Source organism: Blastococcus sp. SYSU D00820 (assembly GCF_054050695.1).
In genome coordinates this window covers 76,247-93,082 of record NZ_JBJGZW010000019.1, presented here as the reverse complement: position 1 = coordinate 93,082, position 16,836 = coordinate 76,247, and the positions used below count along the sequence as shown (strand labels likewise).

Genomic DNA, 16,836 nt, shown 5'->3' with positions numbered 1-16,836 from the left:
CCAGACCAGCGGGTTGATAGGCCGGAAGTGGAAGCATCGCAAGATGTGGAGCTGACCGGTACTAATAGGCCGAGGGCTTGACCACACACACCCATTCCGGGTCGGTCACCCAAACAGATCCAGAAAATGATGTCGCGTCCACTGTGCGGTTCTGAACCAACAACCACCCCCCACACCCACCCAGCGTGGTGGTTGTAGGGGCCGGTTGACACGTTCACAGCGTTACGGCGGCCATGGCGAGAGGGAAACGCCCGGTCTCATTCCGAACCCGGAAGCTAAGCCTCTCAGCGCCGATGGTACTGCCCTGGAGACGGGGTGGGAGAGTAGGACGCCGCCGGACAACCATTCCCCGAACGGGCCCCAGCCACCAGGCTGGGGCCCGTTCGGCATTCCCCACCCAAGAACCGACGCGACACCGGCACCCCCTCCCGCCATTCGCGCGCGAAAGGCAGAACATCAGCGCCGGCGGGGCTCCTTGGTCGTCGCGCCGACGTTGTCGGCCAGCCAGGCGTTGAGCCCGCGGAGCTCCTCCCAGCTCCGGCGCACGCGGTCCAGCGCCGTCCGCTCGTGCAGCCACTCGCCCGGCTCGAACCGGCGACCGGCGGTCAGCGACCGGTGCCGGAGCAGGTCGGCCCGGGGGCCGTCGGCGGGGAAGCCGCTCGGCACGCGGGTCAGGCGGTTCCCGCCGATCTCCCATCCTGCGTCGGTCAACCGGGCGGTCTCGGCGGCCAGGCGCTGCCCCTGCACGTCGTCGGCGACCGCCCGCCGGTACCGGGCGACCTGGTCGGACTCCAGCCGCCAGGAGCCGCCGGCCACGAAGAGCCCGTCGGCGGAGATCTCGACGTACCAGGCACCGGCACCGGCGCCCTCGGCGTGGACGACGGCGCCCTGGTGCGTCTTGTACGGCGTCTTGTCGTGGCTGAACCGGACGTCGCGGTAGGGCCGGAACACCTTGGCGGTGCCGAAGGCCGGTGCCACCTCCTCCAGCAGCGCGAGCAACGGCGCGCGGACGCCGGACTCGTACACCGGCTTGTGCTGGATCCAGTAGGTCTTGCTGTTGTCGGCCTCCAGGCCCTCGAAGAACACGAGTCCCTCGTCGGGGAACCCGGTGAACGTCATGCCGGCGCCTCCTGCGTCAGGTCGGTGTGCCAGCGGACCTCGCGCAGCGGCGCGGCACCGGTCTCCAGCGTGCGCACCCACCCGGCGCGGGCCCATCCCGCCGACTCCAGGAAGCGGGCCGAGACCGCGTCGGGCTCGGGGAGCCAGGTCGACAGCGCGGTCGCGCCGGCCGGGACGGCCAGGTCCGCGACCGCGGCCAGCAGTCGGCTGCCGTGTCCGCGGCGTCCCCACCGCGGTTCCACCAGCAGGGTGCCCAGCTCCACCGTGGCGCCCGCGGCGTCCTCGGGATCGGGCCCGTAGGCGGCGAAGCCGACCACCTCGTCGCCGTCCACCGCGACGAGCACCCCGTGCCCTGGCGACGGCGGCGCCACCACGGCCGAGCGCCAGGCCTCGGTGGCCGCGGCGTCGTCCCACCCGTCCAGCAGGTCGACGGGCAGGACCGACCGGTACGCCGTCCGCCAGGTGACCACCTGGACCCGCGCGATGGCCGGTGCGTCGTCGGCGCGGGCCGGGCGGACCGACACCGCGGCGTTCCCGGTCAGCCGGGGGAACGCGGGAGTCGGGTCCACGACCGGCAGCGTAGGCGGCGCCGCGCCGCGGTCGTCGTACGCACCCGGCAGGATCGGCGGCCGTGACCCCTTCCGTCGCCGACCGGCTGCCCGCGCCGCTGGCCCGCCGCATCGCGCTCGCCGCCCAGGGCCTCGCCGACCCCCGACCGGGTGGGGACGTCGACAGCCGGCAGCTGCGCCGGACCGTGGGCCGGCTCGCCGTCGTCCAGATCGACTCGGTCAACGTGCTGTCCCGGTCGCACTACCTCCCCTTCTTCAGCCGGCTCGGCGCCTACCGCCGGACCGCACTCGACGACTTCACCGACCGCCGGCACGAGGTCTTCGAGTACTGGGCGCACGAGGCGTCCTACCTGCCGGTGCGGCTGCACCCGTACCTGCGCTGGCGCATGGCCGCGGCCGAGGAGCACGCGTGGGGCTCCATGGTGCGCATCCAGCGGGAGCGGCCGGGCTACGTGGCCGAGGTGCTCGACCGCGTCCGCGAGGGCGGGCCGCTGCGGGCCAGCGAGCTGCTCGAGCCCCGGCCCGACCGACCCGGCTCGATGTGGAACTGGCACGCCGGCAAGGTGGCCCTCGAGTGGCTGTTCTACAGCGGCGTCCTCACCGCCCGGTCCCGGACGACGGCCTTCGAGCGGGTCTACGACCTCACCGAGCGGGTGCTGCCGGCCGCGGTGCTGGCCACCCCCACGCCCGAGCCGGACGACGCCGTCCGCGAGCTGGTGCGCACCGCGGCCCGCGCGCTCGGCGTGGCCACCGAGCGGGACCTGCGCGACTACTTCCGGCTACGACCTGCGGCCGCCCGGACGGCGATCGCCGAGCTGGCCGACGCCGGTGAGCTGCTCCCGGTCACCGTCGACGGCTGGGGTGCTCCCGCGTGGCTCGACCCGGCCGCGCGCCGTCCCCGGTGGGTCCGGGCCCGGGCGCTGCTGAGCCCGTTCGACTCCCTGGTCTGGGAGCGGCCGCGGGTGGAGCGGATCTTCGGCTTCCGCTACCGGCTGGAGATCTACACGCCCGCCGCCCAGCGGGTGCACGGCTACTACGTGCTGCCGTTCCTCCTCGGCGACCGCCTGGTGGCCCGCGCCGACCTCAAGGCCGACCGCCAGGCCGGCGTCCTCCGCGTGCAGGCGGTGCACGGCGAGGCGGGCATCGACGCGGGGGAGGTGGCGACCGAGCTCGCCGCCGAACTCGAGCTGATGGCCGGCTGGCTGGAGCTGGACGACGTCGCCGTGGCCGACCGGGGCGACCTCGCCGCCGACCTCGCCCGCGCCGTCCGCGCCCGGTCAGGGGCCGACGTCGGCGCGTGAGCCGGCCAGCCGGAGCACCACCGCCAGGCCGGCCGGGCTGCCCGGCCAGGCCCGCGCGACCGCCTCGGTCCCGGCCCGCCGCACGACCGACCGCAGCGCGACGGCGACCACCACCACGTCGTCGGCATACCCCAGCACCGGCACCACGTCGGGCACGAGGTCCACGGGGGAGAGCAGGTAGCCCAGCAGCAGCCACAGCCGCACCCGGACGCCGCGGGGCAGCGAGCGGTCGGTGGCCAGCCGCCGGACCAGCCGCACCAGGTCGGGCAGCAGCCGCAGCGCCTCGCGCACGGTCAGCTCGCCGGGGCGCACCCGCCAGAGCAGGGCCAGCAGCACCAGCCACACCAGCACCAGCCCGCCGCCGACGGCCAGCAGCGTGGCCCACCACTCCATGTCGGTCAGTGTGGGCGGTGCCGGCGGGCACGTAGGGTCGGGGCGTGGCCGAGGGACCGATCGACACCCAGTACGAGGACCTGCTCCGGCGGATCCTGGAGCAGGGGACGCCGAAGTCCGACCGGACGGGCACCGGCACCGTCAGCCTGTTCGGCGAGCGGCTGCGCTACGACCTCTCCGAGCGCTTTCCGCTGATCACGACGAAGAAGGTGCACTTCCGCTCCGTCGCCGTCGAGCTGCTGTGGTTCCTCCGCGGGGACAGCAACGTCGGCTGGCTGCGCGACAACGGCGTGACCATCTGGGACGAGTGGGCCGGTCCCGACGGCGAGCTCGGCCCGGTGTACGGCGTCCAGTGGCGCTCCTGGCCGACTCCGGGCGGCGAGACGATCGACCAGATCTCGTCGGTGCTGCAGACGCTGCGCACCGACCCCGATTCCCGCCGCATGGTGGTCTCGGCCTGGAACGTCGCCGCGCTGCCCGACATGGCGCTGGCGCCCTGCCACGCCCTGTTCCAGTTCGCCGTCGCCGACGGCCGGCTGTCCTGCCAGCTCTACCAGCGCAGCGCCGACATGTTCCTCGGCGTGCCGTTCAACATCGCCAGCTACGCGCTGCTCACCCGCATGGTCGCCGACCAGGTGGGCCTGGCCCCGGGTGACTTCATCTGGGTGGGCGGGGACTGCCACATCTACAGCAACCACCGCGAGCAGGTCACCGAGCAGCTCGGCCGGGAGGTGCGGCCGTTCCCGACGCTGGAGCTCGCGCCGGCCCCGTCGCTGTTCGACTACACCTTCGAGTCCTTCACCCTGTCCGGCTACGACCCGCACCCGGCCATCCGCGGCGCGGTGGCCGTGTGACGGTCTCGCTGGTCTGGGCGCAGGCCGCCGACCGGGTCATCGGTGCCGACGGCGCCCTGCCCTGGCACCTGCCCGAGGACCTGCGGCACTTCCGCGAGCTGACCCGCGGCAGCCCCGTCGTGATGGGCCGGCGCACCTGGGAGTCGCTGCCCGAGCGCTTCCGGCCCCTCCCCGGGCGCACCAACGTCGTCCTCACCGGCCGACCGGGGTGGTCGGCCGACGGCGCGGTGCGGGCCGGCTCGGTGGCCGAGGTGCTGGCCCGGTGGCCCGACTGCTGGGTGATCGGCGGCGGCCGGGTCTACGCGGAGTTCCTGCCGCACGCCGGCCGGGCGGCGGTCACCGAGGTGGACCTCGTCGTCGACGGCGACACCCGGGCCCCCGAGCTCGGAGCCGGCTGGCGCCGGGTGGCGCGGACGCCGGCCGAGGGCTGGGCCGCCTCGGCCGCGGGCGGGCTGCGGTACGCGTTCACCGACTGGCTGCGCTGACCGCGACCGCGGGGGAGGGCTCCCGCCGCGCTGGGTAGATTCTCCCCATGACCAGCGACCCCGCCCGGCCCTTCGGGCGTGTGCTCACCGCGATGGTCACCCCGCTGGCCGAGGACGGCTCGATCGACCTCGCCGGGGCGCAGGAGCTGGCCGCGCACCTGGTCGACCGGGGTGCGCACGACGGCCTCGTGGTCGCCGGGACGACGGGCGAGTCGCCGACCCTGCGCGACGCCGAGCAGCGCGCCGTCCTCGAGGCGGTGCTCGACGCCGTCGGCGACCGGGCCGTCGTCGTGGCCGGGGTGGGCACCAACGACACCGCGCACTCCATCGAGAAGGCCCGGGACGCCGAGCGCCTGGGCGCCCACGGCCTCATGGTCGTGACGCCGTACTACAACAAGCCGCCGCAGGCGGGCCTGCTGCGGCACTTCACCGCGGTCGCCGACGCCACCGACCTGCCGGTGATGCTCTACGACATCCCGCCGCGCAGCGTCGTCCCCATCGAGGTGGAGACGCTGGTCCGCGCCGCCGAGCACCCGCGGATCGTCGCGGTGAAGGACGCCAAGGGCGACCTCGGCGCGGTCGCGTGGACGCTGGCGCGCACCGACCTGGCGTACTACAGCGGCGAGGACATGCTGAACCTTCCGCTGCTGGCGCTCGGGGCGGTCGGCGTGGTCAGCGTCGTCGGCCACCTGGTCGGCCCGCGGCTGGCCGAGCTCGTCGCCGCCGTCGAGTCCGGCGACCTCGCCCGCGCCCGGGCGGTCAACCAGAGCCTGCTCCCCGTCTACACCGGCATCTTCCGCACCCAGGGCGTCATCCTGGTGAAGGCGGCACTGCGCGAGCTCGGCCTGCCGGCCGGCCCGGTGCGGCCCCCGCTGGTCGACGCCACCCCCGAGCAGCTGACCCGGCTGCGCACCGACCTCGCCGACGGAGGCGTGACCCTGTGAGCACCACCCCGTGACCGCCACCCAGCCCCACCTGGACCTCAAGGCGCCCCCGCCGCTGCCGGCCGGCGGCCTCCGCGTGATCGCCCTCGGCGGTCTCGGCGAGATCGGCCGCAACATGGCCGTGCTGGAGTTCGACGGCCGCCTGCTGGTCATCGACTGCGGAGTGCTCTTCCCCGAGGCCGAGCAGCCCGGCGTCGACCTGATCCTCCCCGACTTCGGGGTCATCGAGCACCGCCTCGACGACATCGACGCCGTCGTCCTCACCCACGGGCACGAGGACCACATCGGCGCCATCCCCTACCTGCTGCGGATGCGCCGCGACATCCCGCTCGTCGGGTCGCGGTTCACCCTCGCGCTGGTCAAGGCCAAGCTGCGGGAGCACCGGATCGACCCCGTGCTGGTCGAGGTGGCGGCCAACGACGACCACGTCGCCGGCCCGTTCCACTGCGAGTTCATCTCGGTGAACCACTCGATCCCCGACGCGCTCGCCGTCGCGGTGCACACCCCGGCCGGCACGCTGGTGCACACCGGTGACTTCAAGATGGACCAGCTGCCGCTGGACGGCGTCCTCACCGACCTCGGCGCGTTCGCCCGGCTCGGTCTCGAGGGCATCGACCTGCTGCTGGCCGACTCCACGAACGCCGAGATCCCCGGGTTCGTCACCTCCGAGCGGGCGATCGGCCCGGTCCTCGAGGACGTCTTCCGCCGCGCCACGCAGCGGCTGATCGTCTCGAGCTTCGCCAGCCACGTGCACCGCATCCAGCAGGTGCTCGACGCGGCGGCCATGCACGGCCGCAAGGTCGCCTTCGTGGGCCGGTCGATGGTCCGCAACATGGGCGTGGCCCGCGACCTCGGCCTCCTGCGGGTCGCCCCCGGCCTCATGGTCAGCCTCGACGAGGCCACCTCGATGCCGCCGGAGCAGGTGGTGCTGGTCAGCACCGGCTCCCAGGGCGAGCCGCTGTCGGCGCTCGGGCGCATGGCCCGCGGCGAGCACCACCAGGTGACCATCGAGGCCGGCGACACGATCGTGCTGGCGTCGTCGCTGGTGCCGGGCAACGAGACCGCCGTCTACAAGGTCATCAACGGCCTGGCCCGGCTGGGTGCCACGGTCGTGCACAAGGAGACGGCGAAGGTGCACGTCTCCGGGCACGCGCCGGCCGGCGAGCTGCGCACGCTGCTCAACGTCGCCAAGCCGCGGTACCTGATGCCGGTGCACGGCGAGTGGCGGCACCTGCGCGCGCACGCCGCGCTGGCCGAGCAGACCGGCATGCCGGCCGACCGCGTGATCCTCGCCGAGGACGGCGTCGTGGTCGACCTCGTCGACGGCAAGGCGTCGATCACCGGCTCGGTGCCGATCGGCAACGTCTACGTCGACGGGCTCAACGTCGGCGACGTCGGCGAGGAGTCGCTGCAGGAGCGGCGCATCCTCGGCGACGAGGGGTTCGTCGCCCTCACCGTCGTCATCGAGCCCTCGACCCGCACCATCGTGCGCCCGGTGCACCTCTCGGCCCGCGGCTTCGCCGACGACCCGTCGGTCTTCCAGCCCGCGCTGCGGCTGGTCGAGGACAACCTCAAGCGCGCCCTGGACGACGGCGAGGTCGACGCCCACCGGCTGTCGCAGGTGATCCGGCGGACGGTCGGCAAGTGGGTGTCCGACACCTACCGGCGCCGGCCGATGATCATCCCCACCGTCCTCGAGGTATAGGACCCCGCTGCCCCCCACGCCTCGCACGCTCGGCGCGGGCCCCTGCAGCGGGGCCGACCGCGGGGCGCGTCGAGCGGTCATCTCACGACGTGTATCGGGGTGATCCCCTCGTCGGCGGGGAGCGCGAAGCCCCACACCTGGGCGTAGAACGACAGCTCGCCGTCCAGTGCCGCCCGGATGTTCTCCGCCTTGCGGAAGCCGTGCTGCTCCCCGGGGAACAGCAGGTAGGCGTGGGGGACGCCGCGCTCGCGCAGCGCGGCGACGATCGCCTCGGCCTGCTCCTGCGGCACGATCCGGTCCTCCTCGCCCTGGAACACCGCCAGCGGGGTGTCGAGCGCGTCGACGTGCGACAGCGGCGAGCGCTCGGCGTAGACCTCGGCGCCGGCCGGCCAGGGCGCGACCAGCCCGTCGAGGTACCGCGACTCGAACTTGTGCGTGTCGGCGGCCAGCGCGGCGAGGTCGGCGACCCCGAAGTGGCTGGCGCCGGCGGAGAAGGTGCCCGGCCGCATCGCCAGCGCCGCGAGCGTGGTGTACCCGCCGGCCGAGCCGCCGCGGATGGCCATGCGCCCCGGGTCGACCCGCCCGGAGTCGGCGAGGAAGCGGGCGCAGGCGATGACGTCGTCGAGGTCGACCACGCCCCAGCGGCCCTTGAGCGCCTCCCGGTAGCGGCGGCCGTAGCCGGTCGAGCCCCGGTAGTCGACGTCGGCGACGCAGAAGCCGCGCGAGGTCCAGTACTGCACGTCCAGGCTCAGCACCGGGACGGCGGCCGCCGTGGGCCCGCCGTGGACGACCACGAGCAGCGGCGGCAGCGTGCCCTCCGGCGCGGCCGCCTCCGGATTGGTCGGCGGATAGACCAGCGCGTGCGCCTCCCCGATGCCGGTGCCGGCGTCCTCGGTCGGGAACGTCACGTGCTCCGGGCGGGAGAACCACGCCGGGTCCAGCCCCAGGTCGCGGGCCGGGCGCAGCACCTCGGGCTCCCCGGTCAGGGGCACCCGCAGCACCACGGGCTCGGCCGCAGGGCCGGCCGCGACGCACACCACCGCCCCGCCGTCGGCCGAGAGCGAGCGCAGCGCCGACCAGCCGGGCAGGTCGACCTCCCGCAGCGCGCCGGAGGGCTCGACCACGCCCAGCCGGTCGGCGCCCTCCCGGCCGCAGGCGATCGCCAGCCGGCCGCCGTCGAGCAGCGCGAGCCGGCTGGCGCCGAACACCCACTGCGGGCCGGCCATGTCCCGGCCCACGTCGGCGACCAGCTCGACCGCCCCGCCCGGCCGCCAGCGGTACAGCGCCCACACGTCGGTGCGGTCGGAGAAGAACAGCAGGCCGCCGTCGGCGTCCCACACCGGCTGGACCACCGACTCGCCGGCGCCGCCGGCCACCACCGTCTCGCCGCCGTCGGGACCGCGCACCACGAGCTGCGCGGCGTCCCACGGCATGTCGGGGTGGTCCCACTGCAGCCAGGCCAGCGACCGGCCGTCGGGGGAGGGGCGCGGGTCGGAGACGAAGTCCGGTCCGCTCACCAGCACCTCGGTGCGGCCGTCGGCCGCCACCCGCACCACCTCGTTGCGCACCTCGGCGGCGGCGCCGCTGGCCGTGTGCGTCTCGCGGACGGCGACCACGCCCGATCCGTCGGGCAGCACCCGCAGGTCGGCGTGCCGCACGCCCGCGGGCACCTCCGGCTCCGGCGTCACCGCGACCGGGGCGTCGTCGCCCGGCGCCAGCCGGTACAGCCGCTGGTCGGCGAACCCGGTGAACCACAGCACCCCGCCGGATACCGTCCACGCGCCGCCGCCGTACTCGTGCACCCGGGTGCGGGCGTTCCACGGCTCCGGGAGGACGTCGGCCACCGTGCCGTCGGCCGACCGCCGGACCAGTGCCGAGCGGCCGCCCTCCCCGGGCCGGACCTCCGACCACCAGACGTCGCCGCCGTCGACGACGACCTCGCCGAGGCGGGCCGCGGCGCGCACCACGAGCGCGGAGGTGATCGGGGTGGGCCAGCTGCCGTAGGGGGTGGGAGCGGAGGTCATGAGCCGACCGTAGGTGCGGGACACGTCCGTCCGCCTGCCCGGACGGGAGCGCCCGGCGGCTTACCGTCGACACATGAGTGCGCGCGGAACGACGACCCGCCCACCGGCCGGTCGGGGTTCCGCCCGCGGCCGGTCCTCCGGATCGACCGCGGCGCGCAAGCGCCCGGCCGCCGCCAAGGGCAGCGGCTCGCGGGGTGCCACCCCGGCCCGCAAGCCCGCCGGCAAGGCGCCCGCCCGCAAGCCCGCGGCGCGCCAGTCCGGCCCCGGCATCGGTGCCGGGCTGTGGAAGGCCGCCAGCGGCGGCTGGGGCCTGCTGGCCCGCGGCGCCGGCGGCCTGGCCCGCTCGGTGGCCCGTCCGGAGGAGGCCGAGCCGCTGGCGCCCGAGCACCGGCGCGACGGCGTGGGCCTGGCGGTGCTCGGCCTGGCCGTCGTGCTCGGCGCGGCCGCGTGGACCACGAGCATCGGCCCGGTCGGCGACGCCATGGCCGACGGCGTCCGCTGGGCGGTCGGCTCCCTGGTCGTCGTCCTGCCGGTCCTGCTCTTCTTCGTCGCCCTGCGGCTGCTGCGCCGGGGCCCCCGCCCCGAGGCGCGCGGCCGGCTGGCGATCGGCTGGCTCTGCCTGGTCCTCGCCGCCGTGGGCATCGCGCACGTCGTCGGCGGGGGCGCCGACCCCCGGAAGGGCGACCCCGGCTCCGGCGGCCTGCTGGGCTGGGCGCTGGGCACCCCGCTGGCCGCGGGCGTGGGCGGCGTGGTCACCGTCGTCCTGCTGGTCCTGCTCGCCGTCTTCGGCCTGCTGGTCACCACGGCGACGCCGGTGCACCAGGTGCCCGAGCGGCTGCGCGCCTACCTCGACCGGGTGCTGGGCCGCGAGCCGGCCGACGGCGAGTACTGGGACGACGACGAGGAGTACGACGACGAGGAGGCCGAGGAGGCCCCGGCGCCGCGCCGCCGCGCCCGCCGCTCGCTGTCGGAGGACCTGCTGGCCACCGGCCCGGTCGAGGGCCTCCCGCCGGCCACCCCCGGCGTGCCGGTCATCGACCACGGCGCCTACGACGAGGCGCCGGAGGCTGTGCAGACCGTGCCGGCCGTCGCCGAGCCGCCGGCCCGCCCGCGCCCGCCGGTCGTCGACCGCACGGTCCGCGAGGAGCCGCTGGAGCCGATCGACGAGCCCCAGCAGCTGGTCATCGAGCCGGTCGAGGGCGAGTACACGCTGCCCGCGGTCAGCCTGCTGCGCCCCGGCACCCCGCCGCGGGCGAAGTCCAAGGCCAACGACGACGCGATCGAGGCCATCCGCGGCGTCCTCGGGCAGTTCAACATCGACGCCGACGTCACCGACATGACCCGTGGCCCGACAGTGACCCGCTACGAGGTCACCCTCGGCCCCGCGGTGAAGGTCGAGAAGATCACCGCGCTGACCCGCAACATCGCCTACGCGGTGGCCAACGACAACATCCGCATCCTGGCGCCGATCCCCGGCAAGTCCGCCGTCGGCATCGAGGTGCCCAACACCGACCGCGAGACCGTCAGCCTCGGCGACGTCATGCGCTCGCCGGCGGCCAAGCAGGACCAGCACCCCATGCTGGTCGGCCTGGGCAAGGACATCGAGGGCCGCTTCGTCCTGGCCAACCTGGCCAAGATGCCGCACCTCCTGGTCGCCGGTGCCACCGGTGCCGGTAAGTCCAGCTGCATCAACTCGCTGCTGACCTCGCTGCTGCTGCGGGCCACGCCCGACCAGCTGCGGATGATCCTGGTCGACCCGAAGATGGTCGAGCTGACGCCGTACGACGGCATCCCGCACCTGATCACGCCGATCATCACCGACCCGAAGAAGGCCGCCACCGCGCTGGCCTGGCTGGTCGAGGAGATGGAGCAGCGCTACCAGGACATGCGGGCCACCGGCGTCCGGCACATCGACGACTTCAACCGCAAGGTCGAGAACGGGGAGATCACCGCCCCGCCGGGCAGCGAGCGGGTCTACCGCCCCTACCCCTACATCCTCGCCATCGTCGACGAGCTCGCCGACCTCATGATGGTCGCCCCGCGCGACGTCGAGGAGTCGATCGTCCGGATCACCCAGAAGGCGCGCGCCGCCGGCATCCACCTGGTGCTGGCCACGCAGCGGCCCTCGGTCGACGTCGTCACCGGCCTGATCAAGGCCAACGTGCCGTCGCGGCTGGCGTTCTCCACCTCCAGCCTCACCGACAGCCGGGTCATCCTCGACCAGCCGGGCGCCGAGAAGCTGATCGGCATGGGCGACGCCCTGTTCATGCCGATCGGCGCGGGCAAGCCGCAGCGGCTGCAGGGCGCCTACGTCTCCGACGGCGAGATCGAGGCGGTCGTCGAGTTCACCAAGCGGCAGGCCGAGCCCGAGTACCGGGAAGAGGTCTTCACCGCCGCGGCCGGTGAGAAGAAGGAGATCGACGAGGACATCGGCGGCGACCTCGAGCTGCTCGTCCAGGCCGTCGAGCTCGTGGTCACCAGCCAGTTCGGCTCGACGTCGATGCTGCAGCGCAAGCTGCGGGTGGGCTTCGCCAAGGCCGGCCGGCTCATGGACCTCATGGAGAGCCGCGGCATCGTCGGCCCGTCCGAGGGCTCCAAGGCCCGCGACGTGCTGATCAAGCCCGACGAGCTGGAGTCGGTGCTCTTCACCATCCGGGGTGGCGCGCTGCCCGGGGCCGAGGCCTGAGCCCGGGAGCGACCGGGCTCACGGCGTCGACGACGGGCGGGGTGGCACCGGGCACCTACGATGGTCCGGTGACAGCTCTGCCCGCCCCTGCCCGCAAGGTGGCGGTCGTGACCCTCGGGTGCGCCCGCAACGAGGTCGACTCGGAGGAGCTGGCCGGGCGGCTGGCCGCCGACGGCTACGAGCTGGTGGACGACGCCGACGACGCCGACGCCGTCCTGGTGAACACCTGCGGCTTCATCGAGTCGGCGAAGAAGGACTCGGTCGACGCGATCCTGGCCGCCACCGACTCCGGCGCCTCCGTCGTCGCCGTGGGGTGCATGGCCGAGCGCTACGGCACCGAGCTGGCCGGGGCGCTGCCCGAGGCCACGGTGCTCGGCTTCGACGACTACACCGCCATCGGCGACCGGCTCGACGACGTCCTCGAGGGCCGGCCGCTGGTGCCGCACTCGCCGCGCGACCGGCGCACGCTGCTGCCCATCAGCCCCGTCGAGCGCACCGCCGCGGTGGTCGCGCCCGAGTCGCCGGCCATCCCCGGCCACGGCTGGGTGCAGCGCCGGCGGCTGGCCTCCGGCCCGTCGGCGGCGCTGAAGCTGGCGTCGGGCTGCGACCGGCGCTGCGCGTTCTGCGCCATCCCCGCCTTCCGGGGCGCGTTCGTCTCCCGCCCGCCGGCCGACGTCCTCACCGAGGCCCGGTGGCTGGCCGGGCAGGGCGTGACCGAGCTGGTGCTGGTCAGCGAGAACTCGACCTCCTACGGCAAGGACCTCGGCGACCTCCGGCTGCTGGAGAAGCTGCTGCCCGAGCTGGCCGGCATCGAGGGGATCGCCCGCGTGCGGGTGGCCTACCTGCAGCCGGCCGAGCTGCGGCCGGGCCTGCTCGACGTCATCGCCACCGGGGGCGGGCCCGGCGCTGTGATCGCGCCGTACTTCGACCTGTCCTTCCAGCACTCCTCGCCGACCCTGCTGCGCCGCATGCGCCGCTTCGGCGGCACCGACGACTTCCTCGGCATCATCGAGCGGGCCCGCGCGCTGGCGCCGACGGCCGGCTTCCGCACCAACGTCATCCTCGGATTCCCGGGGGAGACCGAGGACGACGTCGCCGAGCTCGAGCGCTTCCTCGTCGAGGGCCGCCTGGACGCGGTCGGCGTCTTCGGCTACTCCGACGAGGAGGGCACCGAGGCGATGCGGCTGCCCGGCAAGCTCGACCAGGCCGAGATCGACGCGCGCGTGCGCCGGATCACCGACCTCGTCGAGGAGCTCACCGCCCAGCGCGCCGAGGACCGCATCGGCGAGCGGGTGGAGGTGCTGCTCACCGAGGACCTCTCCGCCGAGGAGGGGCCGGGCACGTGGCTCGGGCACGCCGCGCACCAGGACCCGGACGCCGACGGGACGACGACGGTCACCGGGGTCCCCGCCGGCGCCGCCCCCGGCCAGGTGCTGGCCGCCGAGGTGGTCGGCACCGAGGGCGTCGACCTGCTCGCCGCCGCACTCGTACCCGCCCTCGACGCGGCCGCGCGGTGATCCGGCCGTGAGCGCGGTGGCCCCGGACCCGGCCGCGACGCCGCCGCAGAGCGCCCGGCTGGTCAACCTCCCCAACGCGCTGACGGTGCTGCGGCTGGCCGTGGTCCCGGTGTTCGCCGCGCTGCTGCTCACCGACGGCGGGCTGGACGACGAGCAGCGCTACTGGGCCACCCTGTTCTTCGCGCTGGCGATCATCACCGACCGCTACGACGGGCTGATCGCCCGGCGCACGGGGCAGGTCACCGAGTTCGGGAAGCTCGCCGACCCGATCGCCGACAAGGCGCTGACCGGCGCCGCGCTGATCGGGCTGTCGGTGCTCGCGCTGCTGCCGTGGTGGGTGACCGTGGTGATCCTCGTGCGCGAGATCGGCGTGACCCTGCTGCGGTTCTGGGTGATCCGGCACGGGGTCATCGCCGCCAGCCGCGGCGGCAAGGCCAAGACCGTCGTCCAGGCGCTGGCGATCGGGCTCTACATCCTGCCGCTCACCGGATTGCTGGCCACCGCCCGCTGGTGGGTCATGGCGGTGGCGCTGGTGCTGACCATCGCCACCGGCCTGGACTACGTGGTGCGGGCGCTGACGCTGCGCCGCACCAGCGCGCGGGCCATGCGGGCCGCCGCCGCCCGCCGCGCGGCCGGGACGACCGGTGCGGGCGAGCGCACCGACACCGCCGCCTAGCGCCCCGGACGCGTGGAACGCCCGGACGGGCGAGGGCGTTACGCCATGAGCGGACGCGCCCGGGATGGATCGGCTCCCGGGTCGGAGTCCGCGTACCGTGAGCGCACGGCCCCCTCCGGGGAGCCGCCTCCGGACAAGCAGGACAGGAGACGGCGATGACGCTGCTGCGGACCCAGCTCGGGAGCACCCTGCGTGGCCACCGGCTGCGGCAGCGGCGCACGCTGCGCGACGTCTCCGGCGCGGCTCGGGTGAGCCTGGGCTACCTCTCCGAGGTCGAGCGCGGGCAGAAGGAGGCCTCCTCCGAGCTGCTGGCCTCCATCTGCGACGCCCTCGACCTGGAGCTCGCCGACCTCCTCGCCGAGGTCAGCCTCGAGCTGCGGCTCGCCGACGGCGGCATGCGGCCGCTGGGCGGGCCCGCCGCCGCGGCGCCGGCCGAGACCGAGGCCCCGGCCGAGCAGGAGGCCGCCGAGACCCCGGCCGCCGAGCCCGCGCTCGCGCTGGTGGGTGCCGGCGCGGCGCCCGCCCGCTCGGCCCTGCGGGGTGCGGTGGCGCTCGCCGCCTGACCCGGGCGACACGCGCCGCCGTCCTTGACTGCCCGGCCCGGCGGTGCCAGACAGGGGGGCATGACGTCCCTGGGCTGGTCACCGGCCGCGCCGGGGCACGTGCCCGGCGCGCACACCCGCGCCGGCAACGCGATGAACCGCACGCGGGCCGGGCTGCTCCGGGGTGCCGCGGTGGCGTTCGCCGAGGCCGGCCTGCGGCGGAGCACCATGCAGTCGGTCGCCGCGGCGGCCGGTGTCTCCAAGGCGACGCTGTACAACCACTTCCGCACCAAGGACGAGGTCGCCCGCGCGCTGCTGGCCGCCGAGCTGCGGCGGCTGGCCACGGTCGCCGCCGAGGTCACCCCCGAGGCGGCGCTGGCCGCGCTGGCCGACGAGGTCGCCACCCACCCGGTGCTGCGCCGGCTGGCCGCGGTCGAGCCGGAGCTGCTGGCCGGGCTGCTCGGTGCCGAGCCGCAGCGGTGGGCGGAGGTCGCCGAGGTGCTGGCCGGCGCCCTCGGCACCGACGCCGAGGTCGCCGAGGTGGTGGCCCGCTGGCTGGCCGGTCTGGTGCTGCAGCCGGCCGATCCGGCCGGCCGCGCCCGTCAGGCGGCCCGGCTGGCACCCCTGCTGACCGGCGGCGGCGCGCCGGCCTGAGCGGGAGGCGCGGGCCGCCGGCCCGTGCCAAGGTGATCTCGACGCCGTGCCGCGACGGGGCGGTGCGGTGCGCCCGGCACCCCGCGGAGCGCGCACCATGCGGTACCTGTTCCGACCACCCGCGAGTGACGGCGCCGGCCTGCTGGCGTTGCCCTGGCACCAGCCGCTGGAGGAGTGGGACCAGTCGCTGCTGCTCGACGTGCCCCAGCGCGGCATCTCCCGGCACGTCGTCCGCTTCGTCGCCAGCGCCGGTCGGGTGTACGCGCTCAAGGAGATCGCCGAGCCGCTGGCGCGGCACGAGTACGCCCTGCTCGGGCAGTTCGAGGAGGAGGGCCTGCCCGCGGTCTCGGTGCTCGGCATCTGCGTCGACCGGCCCGACGACCAGCAGGCCATCCTGGTCACCCGGTACCTCGAGTACTCGATGTCCTACCGGTACCTGTTCTCCCGCCCGACCGGTGACCACTCCGCGGAGCAGCTGCTGGACACGATGGTCGTGCTGCTGGTGCGGCTGCACCTGGCCGGTGTCTTCTGGGGGGACTGCTCGCTGTCCAACACCCTCTTCCGGCTCGACGCCGGCACCCTGGCGGCCTACCTGGTCGATGCCGAGACCGCCGAGCGGTATCCGCAGCTGACCCCCGGCCAGCGCCGCTACGACGTCGACCTGGCCCGCGAGCGGGTCGGCGCCGAGCTGCTGGACCTGCAGTTCGGCGGGCTGCTGCCCAAGGGCATCGATCCGATCGAGGTCGCCGACAGCCTGCCGCCGCGCTACGAGGCGCTGTGGGAGGAGATCACCCACGAGGAGGTCTTCGCGCCGGAGGAGCAGCGCTACCGGGTGGCCGAGCGGCTGCAGCGGCTCAACGACCTCGGCTTCGACGTGGGGGAGATCGAGCTCATCACCTCTCCGGAGGGCACCCGGATGCGGGCCGAGACCCGCGTCGCCGAGCCGGGCCAGAACCGGCGCGAGCTGTTCCGGCTGACCGGCCTGGAGGTGCAGGAGCGCCAGGCCCAGCGGCTGCTCAACGACATCCGCGCCTACCGCGCCTACCTCGAGCAGCGGGACGGGACGCCGGTGCCGCAGACGGTGGCGGCCCATACGTGGCTGTCGGAGGTCTACCAGGCGGTGGTGCACGCGATCCCGCCGGACCTGGTCGGCCGGCTGGCGCCCGCCGAGGTCTTCCACGAGGTCCTCGAGCACCGGTGGTTCCTGTCGGAGAAGGCCGGCCGGGACGTCGGGACGACCGCCGCCGCCCGCTCGTACTTCACCACGGTGCTGCCGCGGACACCCCAGGAACTCACCACGCCGTCGGTGATCGCCGGCGGCCCCTGAGTTCCGGTCCTGCGGCGTCTGCACTGGTCACGGAGCGGAC

The 16,836-nt window shown here is 74.9% G+C and carries 15 protein-coding genes and 2 rRNA genes; 13 read left to right on the top strand and 4 right to left on the bottom strand.

Annotated features, from left to right (window positions below):
- Positions 1 to 85, top strand: a 23S ribosomal RNA gene (locus ACI79R_RS18210); the annotation flags it as partial.
- A gap of 138 nt (positions 86 to 223) precedes the next feature.
- A 5S ribosomal RNA gene (gene rrf / locus ACI79R_RS18205) occupies positions 224 to 340 on the top strand.
- 116 nt (positions 341 to 456) lie between these two features.
- Here the strand turns inward: rrf and ACI79R_RS18200 are convergent.
- Both ACI79R_RS18200 and ACI79R_RS18195 read right to left on the bottom strand, forming a co-directional pair.
- Positions 457 to 1,119 (bottom strand): DUF2461 domain-containing protein, encoded by a 663-nt coding sequence (locus ACI79R_RS18200; RefSeq protein ID WP_456575069.1) that lies wholly within the window; start codon positions 1,117 to 1,119, stop codon positions 457 to 459.
- Positions 1,116 to 1,688, bottom strand: a complete 573-nt coding sequence (locus ACI79R_RS18195) for an N-acetyltransferase family protein (protein ID WP_456575068.1) — start codon at positions 1,686 to 1,688, stop codon at positions 1,116 to 1,118. Before ACI79R_RS18195 ends, ACI79R_RS18200 begins: the two co-directional genes overlap by 4 nt.
- A gap of 62 nt (positions 1,689 to 1,750) precedes the next feature.
- On the opposite strand from ACI79R_RS18195, the gene ACI79R_RS18190 reads away from it, so the two are divergent.
- Positions 1,751 to 2,989 (top strand): winged helix-turn-helix domain-containing protein, encoded by a 1,239-nt coding sequence (locus ACI79R_RS18190; RefSeq protein WP_456575067.1) that lies wholly within the window; start codon positions 1,751 to 1,753, stop codon positions 2,987 to 2,989.
- Here ACI79R_RS18190 and ACI79R_RS18185 read toward each other — a convergent pair.
- Complete coding sequence (locus tag ACI79R_RS18185) at positions 2,966 to 3,382, bottom strand: DUF1232 domain-containing protein (RefSeq protein WP_456575066.1); 417 nt, start codon at positions 3,380 to 3,382, stop codon at positions 2,966 to 2,968. The two genes, ACI79R_RS18190 and ACI79R_RS18185, sit on opposite strands and share 24 nt — an antisense overlap.
- A gap of 44 nt (positions 3,383 to 3,426) precedes the next feature.
- Here ACI79R_RS18185 and ACI79R_RS18180 point away from each other — a divergent pair, with 44 nt between their 5' ends.
- From ACI79R_RS18180 to ACI79R_RS18165, 4 genes are read left to right on the top strand one after another with little or no spacing between them, the layout of a single operon-like run.
- Positions 3,427 to 4,236, top strand: coding sequence for a thymidylate synthase (locus ACI79R_RS18180; protein WP_456575065.1), 810 nt, complete (start codon positions 3,427 to 3,429; stop codon positions 4,234 to 4,236).
- Positions 4,233 to 4,721 carry a dihydrofolate reductase gene (locus tag ACI79R_RS18175; RefSeq protein ID WP_456575064.1) on the top strand — a complete coding sequence of 163 codons (489 nt, stop codon included), beginning with the start codon at positions 4,233 to 4,235 and terminating at the stop codon, positions 4,719 to 4,721. Before ACI79R_RS18180 ends, ACI79R_RS18175 begins: the two co-directional genes overlap by 4 nt.
- Positions 4,722 to 4,768: 47 nt before the next feature.
- Positions 4,769 to 5,665, top strand: coding sequence for a 4-hydroxy-tetrahydrodipicolinate synthase (gene dapA, locus ACI79R_RS18170; RefSeq protein WP_456575063.1), 897 nt, complete (start codon positions 4,769 to 4,771; stop codon positions 5,663 to 5,665).
- Between the two features lie 10 nt (positions 5,666 to 5,675).
- Complete coding sequence (locus ACI79R_RS18165) at positions 5,676 to 7,370, top strand: ribonuclease J (RefSeq protein WP_456575062.1); 1,695 nt, start codon at positions 5,676 to 5,678, stop codon at positions 7,368 to 7,370.
- Positions 7,371 to 7,447: 77 nt separating this feature from the next.
- Here the strand turns inward: ACI79R_RS18165 and ACI79R_RS18160 are convergent, their stop codons facing one another.
- Entirely contained in the window at positions 7,448 to 9,394 is a 1,947-nt protein-coding gene (locus tag ACI79R_RS18160) for a dipeptidyl-peptidase 5 (protein ID WP_456575061.1), read from the bottom strand.
- 73 nt (positions 9,395 to 9,467) lie between these two features.
- Between ACI79R_RS18160 and ACI79R_RS18155 the strand changes: the two genes are divergently transcribed.
- The 6 genes from ACI79R_RS18155 (at position 9,468) to ACI79R_RS18130 (ending at position 16,796) form a co-directional block, all read left to right on the top strand.
- Entirely contained in the window at positions 9,468 to 12,080 is a 2,613-nt protein-coding gene (locus ACI79R_RS18155) for a DNA translocase FtsK (protein ID WP_456575060.1), read from the top strand.
- A 68-nt stretch (positions 12,081 to 12,148) separates the two neighbouring features.
- Positions 12,149 to 13,597, top strand: a complete 1,449-nt coding sequence (locus tag ACI79R_RS18150) for a MiaB/RimO family radical SAM methylthiotransferase (RefSeq protein WP_456575059.1) — start codon at positions 12,149 to 12,151, stop codon at positions 13,595 to 13,597.
- 7 nt (positions 13,598 to 13,604) lie between these two features.
- Positions 13,605 to 14,273, top strand: a complete 669-nt coding sequence (gene pgsA, locus ACI79R_RS18145; RefSeq protein WP_456575058.1) for a CDP-diacylglycerol--glycerol-3-phosphate 3-phosphatidyltransferase — start codon at positions 13,605 to 13,607, stop codon at positions 14,271 to 14,273.
- A 155-nt stretch (positions 14,274 to 14,428) separates the two neighbouring features.
- Positions 14,429 to 14,836 carry a helix-turn-helix domain-containing protein gene (locus ACI79R_RS18140; protein WP_456575057.1) on the top strand — a complete coding sequence of 136 codons (408 nt, stop codon included), beginning with the start codon at positions 14,429 to 14,431 and terminating at the stop codon, positions 14,834 to 14,836.
- 60 nt (positions 14,837 to 14,896) lie between these two features.
- Positions 14,897 to 15,469, top strand: a complete 573-nt coding sequence (locus ACI79R_RS18135) for a TetR family transcriptional regulator (RefSeq protein WP_456575056.1) — start codon at positions 14,897 to 14,899, stop codon at positions 15,467 to 15,469.
- A 97-nt stretch (positions 15,470 to 15,566) separates the two neighbouring features.
- Positions 15,567 to 16,796, top strand: a complete 1,230-nt coding sequence (locus ACI79R_RS18130; RefSeq protein WP_456575055.1) for a DUF4032 domain-containing protein — start codon at positions 15,567 to 15,569, stop codon at positions 16,794 to 16,796.
- Positions 16,797 to 16,836 lie beyond the last annotated feature (40 nt).